Source organism: Parvibaculum sp. (assembly GCF_039973015.1).
Taxonomy (GTDB): Bacteria; Pseudomonadota; Alphaproteobacteria; order Parvibaculales; family Parvibaculaceae; genus Parvibaculum.
In genome coordinates this window covers 724,145-742,417 of the sequence record NZ_JBDWLT010000008.1, presented here as the reverse complement: position 1 = coordinate 742,417, position 18,273 = coordinate 724,145, and the positions used below count along the sequence as shown (strand labels likewise).

The window sequence follows — 18,273 nt, the reverse complement described above, 5'->3', positions numbered from 1 at the left end:
TGTGCACCTGATGGTGCGTTCCGCGAGCTGTGCACCTGATGGTGCGTTCCGCGAGCTGTGCACCTGATGGTGCGTTCCGCGAGCTGTGCACCTGATGGTGCGTTCCGCGAGCTGTGCACCTGATGGTGCGTTCCGCAAGATGTGCGGTGTACTACACCGCTATCTTGGCAAGGGAACCCGCTGCGCGTTCCCGTTGCATCCCTTCGGCTTGTGGCTCTTCCAGGGGATCGACCCCATTCCAGAGCCAGTAGACCGTATCTCCGGTCAATCACTCGCGGGAGACTTCGCTCTCCCTGCACCCATCGACTTGTGGGCGTTCCTGCCCCCTAGACCCCCAGACCATTTCATGGAGACCAACCCTACGCGGATTGGATGCCGGTCAGGTCTTTCGCGACCCGACACCCTCGACCAAACTATCGCGTTTGGATACGACCAAGAGCCTGCCCGTGCTCTTTGGAAACATGGGCCAACCTTCCGCCGATTGGATGCCTCTATTGCCCCTGTATCTCAGGGGCCACCTCAGGATGGTTCGACCAACTGCAAGCCCCGCACACGGAATAGTAATCGCCGTCAGGTTGGATATGGGCGTCATAGTAGGATCGGATATTGCGGGACGAGCATTTGGGGCAGGTTTCCGTATGATCCGTCCTATCGCGAACCAAAAGCTGGATAAGGTTCCCGATCACGGTATCGAATCCATGCAGTGCTATCGATGCGGCTGCTTGGTTCGCCGACCTGGAATGCGTAAGCCAGTTCACGAGCTGCCAAGTCTCTTTTGCACCTGAGTTAACATAGTGCCGCAGTTCTTTGTTGGATGCTCCGGGGCAAAGATGGTTCACAAGGGCCTGCACCCACCCGATAAAGTCTGCGGCTTTTGGGTTGTCCTCACGCTCAGGAAATTCGGCATGTCGTCGCACAGCTAGCACAAGTGAGATCAAGCACTCTCTAAGCTGCATACCGACAGCCTGAAATTCTTCGGCTTCTACAGATTCGTCCAGAAGATCTTCGGCCTGTTCTCGTCGGCGGTAAATTTCATCAAACGGGACTGCATTCTCCCGCCCTGACTCTTTTTCCTGACGTTCGATAAGCCGGTGCATAAGCCCAATATGAAATGACAATGTGAAATCCAAGCTGGGGAAGTATTCTTTTGAGTAGAGATTTGTAAGGTTCGTTATGACCCACCACTGATTTTCATCCGTTGCAACATCCCAGATTTCATAGGCTTTACCGCAGACATATTCGGTCCGTATTTTTTCAACATGGGTGATCGTTTCGCCACGTGCCTGAACCGCGACGTAGTCGGCAATGTCTTGTTCGGCATGCGGATCGCTTCCCACGACATAGTTCGTCGCGATCTCTGGCGGAACTCTCGTTGGGACGACGCAATCGTCGTCAGGCGGCGGTTTGGCTTTTGTCTTTGTCGTTTTGCTACTTTTCTTCGCCATAGTTTCCTGTCCTTTTGTCGCAGATCATAGCGTATCTTGTTGCGCTACGCAATACGGTATGATATATCTAAAATATGGAGATCAGGAACATCCGACACAAAGGGTTGCGCAATTTCGTTGAGAAGAACAACGCCAGAGGGTTGCCGCCCGACTATGTGGCGAAGATTGCCGACATAATAGCGTTCCTCATCGACATCGAGGACATCGACGAGGTTTTAGCTCTCCAGAAATACAAGCCGCATCAACTAAGCGGCGATCGTGCGGACACCTACAGCGTTCACGTAACGGCGAACTGGCGGATCACGTTCAAACACGATGCCGAAGAAAATGAAATATTTGATGTGGATTATGAGGATTACCATTAAAGCGTAGAAGGAGTACGAGATATGGCGATTAAAATAGGTATGAAGCCGCCGCATCCAGGCGGATTTATCAAGCGTTCGGTATTGCCGGATGATCTTTCCGTCACGGCCGCGGCTGAGGTGCTGCGTGTCGGCCGCCCAGCGTTGTCGAACTTATTGAACGAGAAAGCATCGCTTTCGCCGGAAATGGCGCTGCGCATCGAGAAAGCGTTTGGCGTAAAGATGGACACACTCTTGCGCATGCAGGCGCGTTATGACGCCTACTACATGCGTGAGCGGGAAAAAGAGGTGCATGTGAACAAATACGTTCCCGCTTAGGATTTGCAATGACGCAGCTATCCCTCGACAAAGCTCTTCGGCAATTCGAAATTACAGAAGCCAATCTCGAAAAAGTCCGCCGCCTCTTAAAGACCGCGTCCGACAATCCGAACCATGCCAGGGATGCTTATGCGATCTGGGAGGTGTTGCCCAGAATCGACGGCTGGAAGACGGATATACGCATCTACGACTCGAACGAAGTACAGCTTATGCGCATCGATGCGCATGAGGTCGGAGAGCCTGGGGCCTTTGTTGCCGTCGAGAACGAAATCGCTTCCGCCGCCGAACTTCTCGACGAATACGCGTACCGTCTTACGCACAAACGTTTGACGCTCATTAGGCGGCGCGTTCTGCAACTTGTCTCTATTGTCGACGAACAGGTCGCCTCCCTGAAATCGAAAGTGGATGCAGGCGCAGAGAACTACGATGAAGAATACGAACCGCTACATAAGGCGGTTGAAGAAGTCGATACGCTTCTCGGGAGCGCATTCCAACGCCCTCCAAGGTGGAATGATTTACGGCGCCATCTCGGATTTTGGGAGAATTGCGATGTTCACGACATTATCAATCACGACTGGCCCACTGTACGCCCGGTTCTCACTGAACAGCTCTATACAGAAAATGAGCCAATACAGACCGAAGTCGACGATCTGGGCGCGCTGGCGGCGTCAGCACCTGAAGGTCCGGTTACAACCCGGCTTTCATGGGAACAACTGGATGCAGAGACTTTTGAGCGGCTGATCTTCAACATCATCGCTGGGGAAACGGTTTACAAAGATCCGCAATGGTTGATGCGTACCAACGCCCCGGACCGGGGACGTGATCTGTCAGTGTCCCGAGTGTATGAAGATGCCCTTTCCGGCACTATGCGCCAGCGCGTCATCATTCAGTGCAAACATTGGACAAACAAAAGCATCTCCGCCGATGAAATTGCGGCCCTCAAGGAAAAAGTTAAGCTCTGGGAGCCACCGACCGTCGATTATGTGATCATTGCCACTTCAGGGCGGTTCACTTCGGATGCGGTGGCATTGATCGAGAAACAGAACCAGTCCGGCCATTCACCCCGTATAGATATGTGGCCGGAGAGCCATCTCGAAATGCTGCTGGCGCGCCGCCCGGCGCTTATTGCCGAGTTTCGGCTGAGGGGGAACTCCTGAAGCATGGCAACACGCGATGAGCTTTATGCGAAATTCGGGATAACGGCAGAGGCCGCCCAGCTTTTTGAAACATCTCTCGGCACCGTACTGCTCGCCGCTACGGGCCTTGGGAAGAGCTGGCATACAGTGCCTGATCCTGAAGCAGGCCGGAAGGTACTTCAATCTATTGAAAAGAATACACTGGGCCAGCTCTTGCGAAAGGTGCGCTCGGTCGTTGATATCGATGATGAGACAATCGCAATACTTGAAAGCGCACTTCATACGCGCAACCGCTTGATGCACGGTTTTTATGAACGACACAATTTCCACATCCAGACCGACGAGGGAAGAGATCAGATGCTCGCCGATCTGGAGGCCATGCATGATGAGCTATTTACAGCGTGGCGTATCGTAAGCGCACTGGAATCCGTTCTATTGGAACACTTGGTGCGGCTCAAACTTCCCGCTGACAAATCGGGGGACGATCCGGTTACAAAGATTGCGTTCAACGTACGCAAACAATCGCAATAAGGTCGTGCCTTGCTCACGAGTCCAACGACAATGAAAGCCCTCCTACAGCGACGAAGATATCCGTCTTCGATCCCTCACATATGGTCAAGCGGCATCATAATTTTTTGAAACGCGGAGCCATACCTGCGACAAATTCAGTCGAGCAGAAGTCTAAGCCGAACAAGGTGAGGATCGGGCAACCAAGCTCCGCAACAATGTGATGCCAGTCCGTATTGAGTTTGATGACCGGCCATTCGCCGCTTGTTGTGCGCTTGTCCGCAGTGGCGATCCTGCCTGACGACCAGTAAATGGCCGGATCGAAATCCTTAATTTCTCTGTCTTTCAACCCGGTCCACGTGCACTGAAATCTGATCGTTGAGGCTGTCGGAAAATGGCGGGCAAATGCTCGTGCGTGCCGAACAAACTCGGCTGTTTCCCTCAATACGGTTTCGGGCGACAACCACGCCCCCGGTTCTTCCGATCTCACATCTTCCCGGTAACCGCGAACCAATGTGGCACGGCCATCCGGTGCTACGCGCCAAAAGTCCGGCATGCTGGTATCGAACTGGCCGTTGCCAATCAGGTTTGTTTCCAGCAGGTCATCCCCGGTCCCATCAGGGTTTTCCGGGTGCACCTTGGAGGCAATTTCCGGACGGGTGAATGGGTAGAACATGCTCCACCCGGTCCAGACCGTATCCCGTACCTCGTTATTGATCTCTTCGAGAAGCGGCCGCAGGCGATTGATTGGAATGCTCTGGTCTTCGTGCCGGATAAGGTAGCTCAGCCGGTAATGGTTGCTGGCAAGCGGCACGGGCCAGTTAAAATCCTGCGCCGCTTTCAGGAGTGTGTCGAACCGCTCTCTATTCGCCTTGTCCCAGGCGGATAGCCGTTCTTCAGTACCCGGAATACCTGCCGGTTTGTCTTGGAGGACATGCGACATCTCGCGCAGCAGCGTTTCCCGGTCGTTGAGCGTGCAGCGGCGAATGAGTGCCGTCCATTGCTGCGGTGACGTGATCGGTGCGCTTTCAGGCCCCGGCGCACGAATGTAATACGTCCCGGAACGGAGGCCCTGGGGCTTGCCGTTCCCATCCTGCGGGCCGTCTCGTACGGTGCAAACAGGCGTGGCTTCGTGTCCGGGAACGTGGACCACCGGATATTCAGGTCCTGCGCTGCTTGTGACCTTGAGCACATGGCATTCAAACGCAGGAAGCAGGTAGCGCTTAATGATCGCGTTGAACGTATCGTGATTGTACACATCCAACGACGCAGGACGGTCGGGGGCAACTGAAAAGTCATCCCTGAATCCGAATACCAGATACCCGCCGCCGTGATTGCACAAGGCGGCGATATGGCGGGCGATGTTGGCCTTATTGACGTTATCGCTTAGGTCGAGCCAGCTCTTTAACTCGATATCGAGCGCTTCACGAGGACTATCGACAAGATCGGCAAGGTCTGTCGCCATTGTTTCCTATCCATGTCGCGCGTCCCGATGCGGATCGAATCTTGTTTAGTATGTTTCATATGGTCTTGGCCAATGTACAGTTTTTACCTCCCAAGCCGAAGAAGAACAGGAATTAGGCTGGCACGATACAAATGTAGGTTGACGCATCCGGCTTCGCCGGACCGGGCTCTCGTGAACCGAGCCCGCCTTCGTCGGTCTCGGCCTTCCGGCTTCGATCCCTTGCGCAGCTTCGGACAGCCCTGAAGGGCTGGCTTCCTTTTTCCCTTTGGGGCCTGCGGCCCCGTCCTCCGTCAAGACCAAGCCCTTCGCTTTGCCTTCGGGCGAAAGTCATGGGCCGTGGCTCGGCTTCGCCTGCGCCCGCACCCCCTCCATGCCTTTCGGTCTTGACGGCCGTCCCCCCGCTCATTGGCGCGGGCCTAGTCCGGTTGCATGTGCAACCGGCTATCCAAGGGAAGGGCAAGCCAATGAAAACCGATGTTTATGAAAGGGTCACCAACAAGATCATTGCCGATCTGGAGCAGGGCGAACTGACATGGCTGAAGCCGTGGAGCGCGGGCAACATGGACGGCAGGATCATCAAGCCGTTACGCCACAACGGGCTTGCCTATAGCGGCATCAATATTCTGATGCTCTGGGGCGCGGCCATCGAAGCGGGTTTTCTTTCGCCGTACTGGATGACTTATCGGCAGGCCAAGGAGCTTGACGCCCATGTGAGGAAGGGCGAGCAAGGCAATCTTGTTGTCTATGCGAACACCATCACCACGACCGAGGAGGGCGAGGACGGCAGCGAGGAGGAGCGGAAAATCCCCTTTATGAAGGGATACACGGTTTTCAATGTCGAGCAGATCGAAGGGCTGCCCGAGCACTACTATGCAAAGCCCGAGCCTGTGATTGATCCGGCGCAGCGCATTCAGCATGCCGAGGCGTTTTTCTCGGGAGTAGGCGCAGACATTCGCCACGGCGGAAACTCAGCCCATTACAGCGGCGGCAGCGATCATGTGCAGATGCCGCACTTTGAAACCTTCCGCAGCCCCGAGGCTTACTATGCGACGCTGGCACATGAGCTGACCCACTGGACGAAGCACCCCAAGCGCCTCGACCGCGATTTCGGGCGCAAGCGCTGGGGCGATGAAGGCTATGCCCGCGAGGAGCTTGTGGCCGAACTCGGCGCGGCATTTCTGTGCGCCGATCTTGAATTGACACCGGAGACGAGGGCCGATCACGCAGCCTATATCCAAAGCTGGCTCAAGGTTCTGAAAGAAGACAAGCGCGCGATCTTCAGCGCCGCAGCGCATGCGCAGCGCGCCGCCGATTTCCTGCACGGTTTTCAGGCTCCCGCAGAAAACAAGGAAGGAGTCGCCGCGTAAGCGGCGGCACCTTCCGCTGTACCGGCCTTGCGTTATCTCTCAAGATCGGGACCGTCACGTGACGGTCCTTTTCTTTTCCGCTCGCGCAGTCTGCGCAGCCGGTCCTCAGTGGAGGGCGCACGGCTTGGCCGTTCCGCCTTCCGCTCTTGCGGTTGGTCGAGGCGCGGCCTTTCCGGGCCCTTGGCTTCCTTTACGCGCGGCGCAGCCAAGCGCTCAAATGCGGCCTTGGCTTTCGGTTCCTGACCGCGCTCCATGAGGCGATAGTTCGCGGCATCGAAGTGCAGGGCGCGCAGGGCTTGCGCATGCCGGGCGCGGGTGCTCTTGATTTCATCCTGAAGCCCGCCGCGCTCGCGCAGTTGTGCATCGACCGTCATCTGGCGCTGGTCCTGATCGCGGCGCAGCGCCCATAGGGCTTCAAACTCGTTCTGTTTTTCGCGTTGAGCGCGCTTGCCCGTTAGGCGATCCCATACACCCGCCACACCTTTGCGGAAACGCTCCGCCCGCATACGGGCTTCGGCTTCAGAGCGTGCTTTCTGACCGGCATCGAGCCTTGTCCGCTCGTCCGCATGCGATTTCGCCATCGCGGCGCGGCGGGCGTCGAGTTCGGCAAGTTCGGCGCGCGACTTGGCGCGGGCCTGATCCATATGCGTCTTTACGCGCGGCAGAATGTCTTCGGCGACCCGCTTGCGCGCCTCTTCAACGCTGCGCAGATCGTCGGGCTTCCCGAGACGGGCTTGCAGCTCCTTGGACTTCCTGCCGGTGGCACGCGAGATGGAAACCACCCCGCCTTCGAAGGTCACGGCGACATGGCCGCGACTATCGCCGCGCGCGAGATAGAGCCCGCGCTCTTCAAGAGCATGCGAAAAGCTGCGGGCGGAATCCGAAGTCGCCCAGGCTTCCTGAATGAGTTCTTTCAGCTCGCCCGCGTTCCGGCCGACGCGCTTGGCCTGCTGCCATTCATCGAGCGAGAAATTGCGCGGATCGCGGTCCTTGGGATCGATCAGACCGCGCGGCATCTGCCAGCCGTTTTCGAGATAGAGCTGACGGGAAGTATCCCGCAGCTTGCTCTTATAGAACGACATCGGCTTGGCCGTCATCGTCTCAGGATCAATCCGGCTCCACACCGCATGCGCATGACGCCGCCCTTCCTTCTCATGAAAAACGACCACGCGCGGCTGGCCGTCCAGACCGTTCTTCTCTTCGATGGCGTCAAGCGCACTATCGAAGGTGCCGATAGGGACGCGCTCGTTTTGGGGCGGGTTCAGGGAAACCGAGAACAGGTATTGCCTGCACTTCGTCCCCTTGGCGATAGCTTCCGCTTCGCGCAGCGCGCCGATGACGTCATTAGCCATGAAACCGCGAATGTCGTGTATCTCGACATGCTCGTTTTCTTCGGTTTTGAGGAGATGCAGCCCGAGCTGTTTTGCGCCGCCGCGTTGTGAGGCTTTCAGGATCATGGCGAAGGCTCTGTATCGCTGCGGTGACCGAGCGCCAGCAGCAGCTCGCGCCGCATCAGGGCGACATCGGCGCAGGCTTTGCGGATTTCCTGCTCGGTATCCGGCAGCACGGGCAGCGTGCCGATGTTTGCGGCTTTTGCGAGCTGGTTCAGGTTATTGGCGATGCGGGACTGGCCGAGCATCGCCAGCACCTGAGCGAGCTTCTGCTCGTCCTTGAGCGGCCTGCGTAGGCGGGAGCGGGCGCGCTTCGCGCCGATGCCGTTGCCGTCGAAGACCTTGCGTTTGATGTATGCCCCGAGCGGCTCGTTCCCGGCCAGCTCCTCCAGCCGCGAACGCTCCTCGGGCGTCAGGCGCAGTGAGAAGGGCGGGGGCTTCGGGGTTCTCTCAGGCATCGATCTTTCGAAATGGAAAAGGCCGCATCTATCCGTCGGGACAGAATGCGGCCTTTAGTTAGGCAAATTGGGGGAAAGCGGCTTTTGGCCGCGATCAGTGCGAAGGCACGTTAAAAGCCATCACGTCGATATAGTGCTTCGATTTAAGCGGCGTTCCGAACGAGTTCGAGCTGCCCTTCGGCGTACTTTTCTACAACCTGAAGCGTCTCCTGACATGCCAAACGCAGATCATCGGGAGAGGGCGTCTCATCGTAATACGTACCGTGGCAAAGGTTGTTGATCAGCACGCTTTTAAGAGTGAAGCCCCCATCGCCCGCTAAGAAGGTAATGAAATCGGTTAGGCTCTTTGTCTTGTCTGGACGACAAAACCGACCAACAGCTTCCAGAACAGACCTAACCGCATTACCAGTTCCGTGGTCTGGATCTTTGCCGTCTGCGACTTCACAGACGTCCCTCAGTTGGTGCTGAAACGGTGCTACATACTTGTCTAAGCGAGAAATCTTGTGTTCAAGTTTGTCGGTGTGCAGAGCAAACGCGGCGTCTTCCTTCACAACTCTGTTTGCGATGGAGAGGTTAAAGAAATAGCTGCTATGCGTCAGAATTAGAATTTCCGGTCGAGCACATTGGTTGTTAGCAATAAGTCCAGGATTGATGGAAATCTCCCCCTGAGCCGAGATGCTCAGGTTTTTGAGTGTCTGGGCAATCGCAAACACGTAGTCGTACGACATCGATGTAACGGGGTCATCAAACACGAGAAAAAGCTTTTTATAATCTCCGGCGCTTTCTACTTTGCGATGCGTGCATGCAACGAAGTAGCAAAACGCAATGGCAGTCTTTTCGCCGTCACTTAGTGTGCGATGAGGTCCGCGTGTCATTTCGTGAGTGCCGCGTTTCAATACAAAAGTGTCTCTGTCAAACACGTACTTATCAGCGAAGAAATCGCGAAGCAGGATTTCAAATGTGTCTGCGACGCGCGCGCGAGCCTCTGTGGAGGGGCTCTCTTTCTCAAGCGCTGCTAGTTCAAGAGCTTTCTCCTTAACTATCTCCTGCAACGCCTTAAGCGCTTCGATGTCTTTCCAATGCTCAATTGCGAATTCAACGTCGAACACTTGGCACGCGGCGCGCTGCAATCCCTTCCGTTCGTCATCCGTCTTCCCTACGGCCGAAGCTAGAGCTGCCGCCTTTTGATTATTCTCGTTAATGATTTTGGTGAGAGCTTCGGCGCAGGAGGCAAGGTCGTTATCTGGAAGATCAAACGCGGTGGCGAGTGCTTTGGCTTTTTCCTCTATCACCCTTTTGTAAGCGGTGATCGTCTCACGCGTCTTGGCGAGTTCTTGCTCGCCAGTTTCCAATGTAGTTTCTTTCTTCGATGGAATGTAGTGCTTCAGCGCGTCGTATCGCGCTATTTGCCGAGAAATTCGAGTTTCGAGGTGAGACACTTCATCTTCTTTGGTCTTAAGACCTTTGTAAAACGCCCGAAGCTCTGACTTGTGCTTTTCCTCCTCATTGGAAAAATACTCAACGTAAGTGTCGATGATAACTTTAGCGTCCGGGACGCCAATTCCCTGTTCGCAAAACGGGCAAGTCGAGCGCCCTTCGTCATGAATAATCTTTAGGCCGGTTTCGTAGAAGTTGTGATGCGTCTCGATCTTCTGCTTAATCGTTTCGGAAACGCTCGATGGTGATGTCACCTTCTGCAGCGCTTTGCGAATTGCCTCAATATCAACGTCATTGGTCGAAAGAGAGCCGACCGCTTCCGGGTAGTCAGGCTCAGACGGAAGTGATTTCAACCTATCTAGGTCTTTTAGAATTTCCGCGAAGCTGCGTTCTGGTAACCCCGGCTTCTCCGGAAAGCGTACTACCAATGCCTCCAAGTCCAGATTCCGGTACTCAGTCAGACGCTTGTTAATTCCTGCCTTCTCATGGAGTTCGGAAACCTTCTTCTTTTCGTAATCGTCTTGGAGTTCCTTGGCCGCCTGCCGCTCATCTGTCTGTGCTTTAAGCAGAGCCTTCTTCGCTTCATCGAGCTTAATGTTCTCACTATCTACCGCGATTTGATTCTCGATATCGCCATCTAAGGTATAGCGCTTCTCTCGTAGCTCCTCCTGGACAAAGTCTTCTGAAAAGACGTGGAAGATCGCATCTGACACTGATGCTGTAGCGACCGCCTCGTTTTTCTCTAGCCGTAGAGAACCTAAGATTTGTGTTCCGCGCCTGAACGTGAACTCGCCCTTACCGTCGGGAGATTCATCAGAGACGAGGCAACCGGCTGCTTCATCGATCTCGCGATCATCGCTGTGCAAATCCAGATATCGAAATGCTCGTGACAGAAATGATTTACCCGTGCCGTTGCGGGCAAATATCAGATTCTGGTCATGCTTGGTGACCTCTCCATCGAGGGAGAAGACCGGGCCTAAATACCGCGCAGAGATAGAAAATTTTTGCTTAGCCTGAGTGTCCATCGCGGTGCATTAAATTACCAAAATTATTGTGTGTTTTTAGACTATAACGTTGTTTCAAACAGCACAACGCTGTTTCCTTCTCGTTGTATACGGACTTAATGAGGTTCTGGCGGCTCTGGCTCATCGGGAAGAGACGCCGCGCGAGCCTCAAGTTGAGCGTTCCAGTCGGCCAGCGTGTTGAAAAGCTCGTTCGCACTTTCTTCGTCTATGCGCACCATTTCTCCGGGAATGGGCACCTTCTCCATGAAAAAGAGTTCGAACGGGTGTGCCGTTTCTCCGTGCGGACCGCCGTCATGCGGAGTTTCCGTTGTCCAGAACACTGTATCTGATTGCCGGATTCATCGCGCTCGGGCTGGGTGGAATAGGTGCGGTTCTGCCGCTCCTGCCGACGGTGCCGTTTCTCATTCTTGCCGCGTTCTGTTTTGCGCGCAGCAACGAGGCGCTGGAGCAGCGGCTTCTGGATCATCCAAGATTCGGCGTTCACATCCGGCTGTGGCGGGAACGGGGTGCGATTTCACGGAAGGGCAAACAGGCGGCACTCGCCGCCTTCGCGATCAGCATTGCCATCGCGCTCCTGTTCGCGCCGCTGCCCTGGTCGCTGGCGCCGGTGGCGGCAGCACTGATTGGGGGAAGCTGGATATGGACGAGGCCGGAGAGGTGAGGGGCTTCGACGCTCTATGCCAATGAACGGAAACACGTTCCGCCGTTTCGGTGCCGGACAAAGAACAATCAATGCACATCCTGAAGTGCACGATAGTCTTCACAATCGGATCGGTCGTGTTTCGCAGCCTCTCTCGCCGTTCCCTCACGGGTGAACTTCGGCGTGAAGCTTTCCGGCATATTTTCTGAAAAGCTCTATCGCTTCCCCGCTCACCTTCAGCGCCTCCAGATTGCGCTCCGCTCTGGCCGCCCAGATGTCGTGGTTCGCGGCGCTGGCCCCCGGGACGACGGTGCGCAACGCCTCGGCAATGCCCTCGTCAAACCCTGAAATGATGTTTCTGATGTCCGAGAAGCCACCCGGATAATCGGGGAGAATGTCTCCCGTGCGCGGCTTGAGCCGGCAGGACGATGTGAAGAGGGTCTCTGGAAATCTCGCCTCGATCTCCACCGCATCTTCATGATGCTTCTCGTGGAGGATATCTTCGACGCTGCGTCGGAGCCCCGGCTTCGTGCCGATCAAACCTTCATGCCGGTTCAGGTCGCGGAAGAAGCCGATCAAGCTGTGCGACAAGGGATGAAATTTTCCATCGAAATCTGCAAGGCGATCTTTTCTGAGCTCGTGCAGCACGATCATCTGTTCTGCGGAAAGCGTTGAATTTTCCACGCGATCGGCAAGGTCGATCGGGATGTTCGTGATGTCACGAATGACGTTCTGAAAGTCGGAAACCACCGATCCGCCGCTCAGATATCGCCGGTCGAAATTTCGGACCGTCAGGCTGTTCACATCAGGCTGCTTTTGCCAGCGATCGAGCGCAGCGAGGAAATTGCGCTTGTACTTTTCCGGGTTCAGAAGCTTGTGCGAACCTTTCAGCTTCTGTTGAAGCAACGACAGAAAATGTTCGACTGGATTGCGGATATAGCCAATGACGTGAATCTTCTCGACCGGCTGCGGCATGCCTGAAAAAAGGTCGAGAACGATGCGGGGCGGCGCATAGAAAAAAGATTCTGCGGACAGGAGCAGGAAGCGGGGCCTCGCTTCCTCGATCAGGCGGGTAGTCTCCGCCCGGTTTTTCTTCACCTTGCCTGTTCTGTTGGAGTCATTGCCTCTCGTGGAGGCACCCCAGAGCAGACGGTAATGAAAATGACCGTTTATCCGTGTGACGGGATGATAGAGTATGCCCGCTCCGCGCAGTGCGTCTCGCGCGTCGAAAAGGCTGGACTGGACCGACGAGGTTCCGCACTTGCCGTCGCCAATATGCAGAATGAGTTCCATCTGTCTCGCATCCCTGGCGCGCACCGGCCGTCGGCGTCAGTGTCGCCGCTTGGCCTGCATCGTTCAACATTGAAATGAATGTGAAACGCGCAAGGTCGCATGACCGCCACCTGTGCCCCGTCTGAGGGCGCTGCAACTGTCCAGTTTGCCGATCGCCTCCCCCGTCAGCCCGGCCAGTAGATATATTCGTCTTCCGGCGTCGTCTCCTCTTCAAGCGTCTTGTCGATCGTGACCGGCATTTCCGCGACAGCGGGAAAAAGAGGCTCGCGCTGCGTTGCGTCATGCGCTTCGATCAACGCTTTCAGTTCCGCTACTTTCTCCGGATTTTCTTTTGCGAGATTGTGCTGTTCGGTTGGGTCTTCGTTCAGGTTGAAGAGCCAGACCTTGTCCGGACGTGCGAGGTACTGAAGCTTCCAGCCGTTCATGCGCACGGCATGGTAGTGCCCGTCGCGCCAGAAGATCGGGCGCTCAGGTGCGGGCTCGCTCGCGGTGTCTGTCGCATAAGGCAGGATGTCGATGCCGTCGATCACGCGGTCGGCCGGCAGTGGCGCACCGGCGGCAGCGACTAGCGTCGGGAAGATGTCGAGATGCGCGACCGGCATGTCCTGTTCCGTGCCCGGTTCGATCTTGCCCGGCCACCGCACGAAGAAGGGCACACGAATACCACCCTCGAAATAGGTGAGCTTCCAGCCGCGATAGGGCTTGTTCACGTCTGGAATACCGATATAGCCCGGTCCTCCATTGTCGCTGGAGAAGATAACGATGGTGTTTTCCTCAAGGCCGTTTTGCTTTAACGCCTCCATCACGCGGCCGACGCTGCGGTCCAGCGCACGGATCATTGCCGCATAGACCCGCTCGCGCTCATTCTCGATTTCCGAAAGCGCGTCGTAATCCGCCCTGGAGGCTTGCAGGGGCGTGTGTACAGCCCAATGGGCAAGATAGAGGAAGAAAGGCCGGTTGCGGTTCGCTTCAATCGCCTTCACCGCTTCATCCGTATAAAAGTCGGTGAGATATCCTTCCGGCTCGAACCATTCACCACCATTGTAGGACGTGGCATATTGCATACGCGCCCAGAGAAACTGGTCGAACGGGTCGAAAGGAAGTTTTGCGTTGACCACAACGGGGCTGTCTTCGGGCAGAAAGAGCCCGCTTTCCAGCATCACGCTTTCATCGAAGCCCTGGGCATTGGGAATGAACTCCGGTGAATTTCCGAGGTGCCACTTGCCGATATGCATTGTGTGATAGCCCTGCGGCTTCAATGCTTCGGCCAGTGTGATCTCGGACCCCGGCAAGCCTTGTTCCCTGAAGGGCGGTGCATTCTCCGCCGCTTGCTTGTCGAAGATCATCTCGTGCGGGCGCGTGCCGTCATTGTAGAACAGGTCGACGATCGTCGTCATGCCGGGCGGTGTCGGCGTGAATTCGAACCCGGTGCGTGTGCCGTAGCGCCCGGTCATGATCATCGCGCGCGATGGCGCGCAGGCAGCCGTGCCTGCATAGGCATGAGAAAAATTTGCGCCGGTTTTCGCAAGCGCGTCGATGTTCGGCGTCTCGATGAGGCCGCCGCCGAAATAGCTGATATCGTTGAAGCCGAGATCATCGGCGAGGATGACGACGATGTTGGGCGGGCGTTTGCCTGCCGGGACGCTAGCCGCCTCGGGCCCCTTCTCCCAGATGATCTCGCGGTTGGGCGCCACATTCGTTGCGTCGCGCGCGCGTGTCGCCACCGCATAGAGAACGATATCCTTGCGGAAGGCATAGGCTGTGCCCGCAAGCCCCGCGACGATGACGGCGGCTGCGAGCGAGTAAATCTGCCACTTCTTCAAGGCACGTCCCCCCTGTTCCTTTGGACTTTTGACATGATTAATGACACAAGAATGTAGCGTCAAGCGAGCTGGTCATGACCTTTTCGGGCATTTGCTTTGCTTCGCGAAAGGCCGCAGCCTGAAATCGCAACCCGAAATCTATGTGTGAGGAGGGGTAATTTGACGCTTTATGCGTCAATTAATTGGACGGGCGACGCCGGCTGCCGCGGCCAATTTCAAATGCAATTGCTGCAAGGATGCGAAGACGAGTCTTGAGGCGAGCTAAAGATCAGAACATCAACTGCGCCGATATCTGGCATCGGGCTCGGCCACCATCGGCATCCCTGAAGTGACCTATGCGCTGAGCATTGCAAGGTCGAGATGCTGCATGAGTGTTTCTGTTTCTGCCGCTCGAAACCACAGCCGTCCGCTACGGATTCATCCATGATGCACCGCCGCTTGCCGCACCGGCGCGCGAGCTAGAGCTTGAGGATGCCTGACCTTTCCCGTCAGCAAAGGCTCAACCGGCTGTTCGCATCTGAACGGGCTTTCCCCCCGGAGTGAGTTCCGAAAGCCCGCCGATAAGGCTATCCTGCCGGGCAGGAACATGCAGCCGCGCCGCGGGCCGGCAAGAACAGACACTCGGGAGACGTCCTACATGAAGACGCGCATCACGGAACTTTTCGGCATCCAGCATCCTGTCATCCAGGGTGGCATGCATTTCGTCGGCCTCGCGGAGATGGCCGCCGCCGTTTCGAATGCGGGCGGCCTTGGCATCATCACCGGTCTCACCCAGCCGACGCCGGAAGCCCTCGCGAAGGAAATCGCGAAGTGCAACGATATGACGGACAAGCCATTCGGCGTGAACCTCACCTTCCTGCCGGGCTTCACCAATCCGCCTTACCCTGAATATATCCAGGCGATCATCGAAGGCGGCGTGAAGGTTGTGGAAACGGCGGGCCGCAGCCCCGAGGCCTATATGCCCGCGCTCAAGGAAGGCGGCATCAAGGTCATCCATAAATGCACCTCCGTTCGCCATTCGCTGAAGGCCGAGCGCATCGGCTGCGATGCGGTGAGCGTTGACGGTTTCGAATGCGGTGGTCATCCGGGAGAGGACGATATTCCCAACATGATCCTGCTGCCTCGCGCGGCCGAAGAGCTGAAAATCCCCTTCGTCGCTTCCGGCGGCATGGGCACGGCCTCGCAGCTTGTTGCGGCCCTCGCTCTCGGCGCCGACGGCATCAACATGGGCACGCGCTTCATCGCCACGAAGGAAGCGCCCGTTCATGAAAATGTGAAGAAGGCGCTCATCGCCGCAAGCGAACTCGACACCCGCCTCATCATGCGCCCGCTGCGCAATACGGAGCGCGTCCTGACCAATCCGGCGGTCGAGAAGATCGTCGAGATCGAGCGCGAGAAGGGTGCGAGCCTCGGCATTGAGGACATTCGCGAATTGGTGGGCGGCGTCTATCCGCGCGTCATGCAGGAAGGCGACATGGATGCGGGCGCATGGAGCTGCGGCATGGTCGCCGGCCTCATCCACGACATCCCGACCTGCAAGGAGCTGATTGACCGGCTGATGTCGGAAGCCGAGACCATCATCCGCAAGCGCCTCGAAGGACTCCTCGCGGCATAAGCTGCATGTGATGACGAGTTCGAAAAGCCGCTGGGTGCTTGTGTGCCTGGCGGCTTTCTTCTTTGCGTTCCGGGGGGTACCGTGATCCGCGATGACCGGGGAGCGGATGGAGCGGGCTATGAATCCCTATGAAAGACTTCCGGATAAGGCATTCTGGCGGCCGGCTATTGCCGACCGTTCGATGTTCCAGATCGACGAACTCTGGCAGCCAAAGTTTGCATTGAGGCCGAAGATGCCGGTCGCGACATTTGGCTCCTGCTTCGCGCAGCACATTGGAAAGGCGCTCAAGGCGCGAGACTTCAACTGGTTGATAACGGAACATTCTCCGCTGGGAATGAAACCCGGAAGCGCGCAGGAGTTCAACTACGAAGTTTTCTCCTGCCGCACCGGCAATATATATACGACGTCGCTTCTCAGGCAGTGGACGTCATGGGCGCTCGAGGGAAAAGCGCCACCGGACGAATGCTGGGAGGCCTCGGGCAGATACTACGACCCGTTCCGGCCCGCCGTCGAACGGGACGGGTTTGAGTCCCGCGATGAAATGGAAAAGTCCCGGCAAGTCGCAATTGATGCTTTTTGCGAATGCATCAAGAGGTCGAAGTGTTTCGTTTTTACGCTGGGTTTGACTGAGAGTTGGGTCAACGCGACGGGCGGATACGAATACCCTATGTGCCCGGGTACGGTCGCTGGTGAGTTCGACGAGTCTCGGCATCTGTTCGAGAACCAGTCGTTCCCGGTCATTCGTGAAAACCTCGTGGCGTCGATCGAAATGATGCGGCAGGTGAACCCGGATCTGAAATTCCTGCTGACGGTTTCCCCCGTCCCGCTTACGGCGACCTGCTCTGGAAAACATGTGCTTGTTGCAACCACCTATTCTAAATCGGTGTTGCGCGCGGTGGCAGGGGACATCGCAGCGGAGCGCGACTTCGTGGACTATTTTCCCTCCTTCGAAATCATAAATAGCCCGACCTTCCGGGGATCTTTTTTCGAACCCAATCAGCGAAATGTCACGGCCTTCGGTGTGGACTTCGTCATGAGCCACTTCTTCGATGCCTTCGAAGAAAAAATCGGGAAAAACCAGAAGGGGAGGGCGCGAAAGCGGCAGAAACCGGCAAAAGAAAAGCGCGCGGATGAAGTTTGCGAAGAGGAATTACTCGACGCATTCGGGAGGCGCTCATGAGGCTGGCTGTTATTGGGAACAGTCATATCGGAAGTTTGAAGCGGGCTTGGGATCGAATCTCTGAAGAATATGCTTCGGTCGAAATTGTCTTCTTTGGAGCCAAGGGTGGAGGTCTTGGACACCTTAAGGTTCGCGGACGCAGAATTGTGCCCACGGACAAGAAAGTGTTGAATTCCATCAAATTCATATCCAGAGGTCACACTGGTTTCGACCCCACGAAGCACGATGTGGTTCTCATTTATGGAGTTCAGGGCCAGCCGTTCTTTTTCCCCCTTGAGAATTTTTATTCCGCTCAGTGCATACGGCGGGTGATGGAAGATCTCGTGCGGGGGAGGCTCCACTTCAGACTGGCAACCATGATCCGCCGTCTGTCGGATATACCCGTCTACATTGGGCACAGGCCATTGAGTGCGGAAGAAAGAATATCTGAAAATCAGAATCTTGATTCTTACACAAAAGGAATGGCGCTTCTTAACGAGACCATGTTTGCACCAATGAATGTGCACATGATTTCCCAGCCTGCCGAAACGATTGTCAACGGAAACGCGACGGACCTGAAATACACCATAGGCTCAAGGAGACTGGCCGTCGGCAATGCAATTGATGACGATCCGCATCCGGAGGAAGACGTGAACCACATGAATGATGAGTTCGGGGAGCTTTGGTTGAGGAAGTTCTTTGCCGAACTGGGGGTAGAGCGCACCGAAGAATAGCCCGCAATATCGCGGAATATTGATCGGCCGGAGCTACAGCTTGGCTCCTTTGTAGGGATTGTCGCGTACTACCACGAAATTGGCCCGTGGCGTTCAGA

General features: G+C 56.2%; 16 protein-coding genes. 9 read left to right on the top strand and 7 right to left on the bottom strand.

All coding sequences use genetic code 11. The features are described 5' to 3' along the window. Nucleotides 1-491: 491 nt before the first annotated feature. Nucleotides 492-1,445, bottom strand: coding sequence for a hypothetical protein (locus ABJO61_RS09640; RefSeq protein ID WP_348322873.1), 954 nt, complete (start codon nt 1,443-1,445; stop codon nt 492-494). A 74-nt stretch (nt 1,446-1,519) separates the two neighbouring features. On the opposite strand from ABJO61_RS09640, the gene ABJO61_RS09635 reads away from it, so the two are divergent. The 4 genes from ABJO61_RS09635 to ABJO61_RS09620 are packed head-to-tail and all read left to right on the top strand — an operon-like array spanning nt 1,520 to nt 3,792. Further along, complete coding sequence (locus ABJO61_RS09635; protein ID WP_348322872.1) at nt 1,520-1,810, top strand: type II toxin-antitoxin system RelE/ParE family toxin; 291 nt, start codon at nt 1,520-1,522, stop codon at nt 1,808-1,810. Between the two features lie 21 nt (nt 1,811-1,831). Next, nucleotides 1,832-2,125, top strand: coding sequence for a HigA family addiction module antitoxin (locus ABJO61_RS09630; RefSeq protein WP_348322871.1), 294 nt, complete (start codon nt 1,832-1,834; stop codon nt 2,123-2,125). Nucleotides 2,126-2,133: 8 nt separating this feature from the next. Further along, a complete protein-coding gene (locus ABJO61_RS09625; protein WP_348322870.1) occupies nt 2,134-3,282 on the top strand; it encodes a restriction endonuclease in 1,149 nt (382 codons plus the stop codon). Between the two features lie 3 nt (nt 3,283-3,285). Next, the gene (locus ABJO61_RS09620) at nt 3,286-3,792 is read left to right on the top strand and encodes a hypothetical protein (protein ID WP_348322869.1); all 507 of its coding nucleotides are present in this window, start codon (nt 3,286-3,288) and stop codon (nt 3,790-3,792) included. Nucleotides 3,793-3,886: 94 nt separating this feature from the next. On the opposite strand, the gene ABJO61_RS09615 is transcribed toward ABJO61_RS09620, so the two are convergent. Further along, a complete protein-coding gene (locus tag ABJO61_RS09615) occupies nt 3,887-5,233 on the bottom strand; it encodes an ATP-binding protein (RefSeq protein ID WP_348322868.1) in 1,347 nt (448 codons plus the stop codon). 464 nt (nt 5,234-5,697) lie between these two features. Between ABJO61_RS09615 and ABJO61_RS09610 the strand changes: the two genes are divergently transcribed. Continuing rightward, the gene (locus tag ABJO61_RS09610; RefSeq protein ID WP_348322867.1) at nt 5,698-6,600 is read left to right on the top strand and encodes a zincin-like metallopeptidase domain-containing protein; all 903 of its coding nucleotides are present in this window, start codon (nt 5,698-5,700) and stop codon (nt 6,598-6,600) included. A gap of 32 nt (nt 6,601-6,632) precedes the next feature. Here ABJO61_RS09610 and ABJO61_RS09605 read toward each other — a convergent pair whose 3' ends face one another. The 3 genes from ABJO61_RS09605 to ABJO61_RS09595 form a co-directional block, all read right to left on the bottom strand. Beyond that, nucleotides 6,633-8,057, bottom strand: a complete 1,425-nt coding sequence (locus ABJO61_RS09605; protein ID WP_348322866.1) for a relaxase/mobilization nuclease domain-containing protein — start codon at nt 8,055-8,057, stop codon at nt 6,633-6,635. Next, nucleotides 8,054-8,449 (bottom strand): plasmid mobilization relaxosome protein MobC, encoded by a 396-nt coding sequence (mobC, locus tag ABJO61_RS09600; protein WP_348322865.1) that lies wholly within the window; start codon nt 8,447-8,449, stop codon nt 8,054-8,056. Before mobC ends, ABJO61_RS09605 begins: the two co-directional genes overlap by 4 nt. Nucleotides 8,450-8,592: 143 nt before the next feature. Next, nucleotides 8,593-10,911 carry an AAA family ATPase gene (locus ABJO61_RS09595; protein WP_348322864.1) on the bottom strand — a complete coding sequence of 773 codons (2,319 nt, stop codon included), beginning with the start codon at nt 10,909-10,911 and terminating at the stop codon, nt 8,593-8,595. Nucleotides 10,912-11,218: 307 nt separating this feature from the next. Here ABJO61_RS09595 and ABJO61_RS09590 point away from each other — a divergent pair, with 307 nt between their 5' ends. After that, nucleotides 11,219-11,572: a YbaN family protein gene (locus ABJO61_RS09590; RefSeq protein WP_348322863.1), complete on the top strand. Its 354-nt coding sequence runs from the start codon at nt 11,219-11,221 to the stop codon at nt 11,570-11,572. A 144-nt stretch (nt 11,573-11,716) separates the two neighbouring features. Here ABJO61_RS09590 and ABJO61_RS09585 read toward each other — a convergent pair whose 3' ends face one another. After that, nucleotides 11,717-12,844 carry a hypothetical protein gene (locus ABJO61_RS09585; RefSeq protein WP_348322862.1) on the bottom strand — a complete coding sequence of 376 codons (1,128 nt, stop codon included), beginning with the start codon at nt 12,842-12,844 and terminating at the stop codon, nt 11,717-11,719. A gap of 164 nt (nt 12,845-13,008) precedes the next feature. Continuing rightward, entirely contained in the window at nt 13,009-14,667 is a 1,659-nt protein-coding gene (locus tag ABJO61_RS09580) for a sulfatase (RefSeq protein WP_348322861.1), read from the bottom strand. Between the two features lie 637 nt (nt 14,668-15,304). Between ABJO61_RS09580 and ABJO61_RS09575 the strand changes: the two genes are divergently transcribed. The 3 genes from ABJO61_RS09575 (at nt 15,305) to ABJO61_RS09565 (ending at nt 18,175) form a co-directional block, all read left to right on the top strand. Then, nucleotides 15,305-16,282: a nitronate monooxygenase family protein gene (locus tag ABJO61_RS09575; protein WP_348322860.1), complete on the top strand. Its 978-nt coding sequence runs from the start codon at nt 15,305-15,307 to the stop codon at nt 16,280-16,282. A gap of 118 nt (nt 16,283-16,400) precedes the next feature. Then, nucleotides 16,401-17,462 carry a GSCFA domain-containing protein gene (locus ABJO61_RS09570; protein ID WP_348322859.1) on the top strand — a complete coding sequence of 354 codons (1,062 nt, stop codon included), beginning with the start codon at nt 16,401-16,403 and terminating at the stop codon, nt 17,460-17,462. Further along, nucleotides 17,459-18,175 carry a hypothetical protein gene (locus ABJO61_RS09565; protein ID WP_348322858.1) on the top strand — a complete coding sequence of 239 codons (717 nt, stop codon included), beginning with the start codon at nt 17,459-17,461 and terminating at the stop codon, nt 18,173-18,175. The genes ABJO61_RS09570 and ABJO61_RS09565 overlap by 4 nt, the downstream gene beginning before the upstream one ends. The last annotated feature ends 98 nt before the right edge of the window (nt 18,176-18,273 follow it).

Excerpts from the sequence above, each read along its gene's own strand:
- ABJO61_RS09640 (WP_348322873.1), bottom strand. The coding sequence starts at position 1,445 with ATGGCGAAGAAAAGTAGCAAAACGACAAAGACAAAAGCCAAACCGCCG.
- ABJO61_RS09635 (WP_348322872.1), top strand. The coding sequence starts at position 1,520 with ATGGAGATCAGGAACATCCGACACAAAGGGTTGCGCAATTTCGTTGAG.
- ABJO61_RS09630 (WP_348322871.1), top strand. The coding sequence starts at position 1,832 with ATGGCGATTAAAATAGGTATGAAGCCGCCGCATCCAGGCGGATTTATC.
- ABJO61_RS09625 (WP_348322870.1), top strand. The coding sequence starts at position 2,134 with ATGACGCAGCTATCCCTCGACAAAGCTCTTCGGCAATTCGAAATTACA.
- ABJO61_RS09620 (WP_348322869.1), top strand. The coding sequence starts at position 3,286 with ATGGCAACACGCGATGAGCTTTATGCGAAATTCGGGATAACGGCAGAG.
- ABJO61_RS09615 (WP_348322868.1), bottom strand. The coding sequence starts at position 5,233 with ATGGCGACAGACCTTGCCGATCTTGTCGATAGTCCTCGTGAAGCGCTC.
- ABJO61_RS09610 (WP_348322867.1), top strand. The coding sequence starts at position 5,698 with ATGAAAACCGATGTTTATGAAAGGGTCACCAACAAGATCATTGCCGAT.
- ABJO61_RS09605 (WP_348322866.1), bottom strand. The coding sequence starts at position 8,057 with ATGATCCTGAAAGCCTCACAACGCGGCGGCGCAAAACAGCTCGGGCTG.
- mobC (WP_348322865.1), bottom strand. The coding sequence starts at position 8,449 with ATGCCTGAGAGAACCCCGAAGCCCCCGCCCTTCTCACTGCGCCTGACG.
- ABJO61_RS09595 (WP_348322864.1), bottom strand. The coding sequence starts at position 10,911 with ATGGACACTCAGGCTAAGCAAAAATTTTCTATCTCTGCGCGGTATTTA.
- ABJO61_RS09585 (WP_348322862.1), bottom strand. The coding sequence starts at position 12,844 with ATGGAACTCATTCTGCATATTGGCGACGGCAAGTGCGGAACCTCGTCG.
- ABJO61_RS09575 (WP_348322860.1), top strand. The coding sequence starts at position 15,305 with ATGAAGACGCGCATCACGGAACTTTTCGGCATCCAGCATCCTGTCATC.
- ABJO61_RS09570 (WP_348322859.1), top strand. The coding sequence starts at position 16,401 with ATGAATCCCTATGAAAGACTTCCGGATAAGGCATTCTGGCGGCCGGCT.
- ABJO61_RS09565 (WP_348322858.1), top strand. The coding sequence starts at position 17,459 with ATGAGGCTGGCTGTTATTGGGAACAGTCATATCGGAAGTTTGAAGCGG.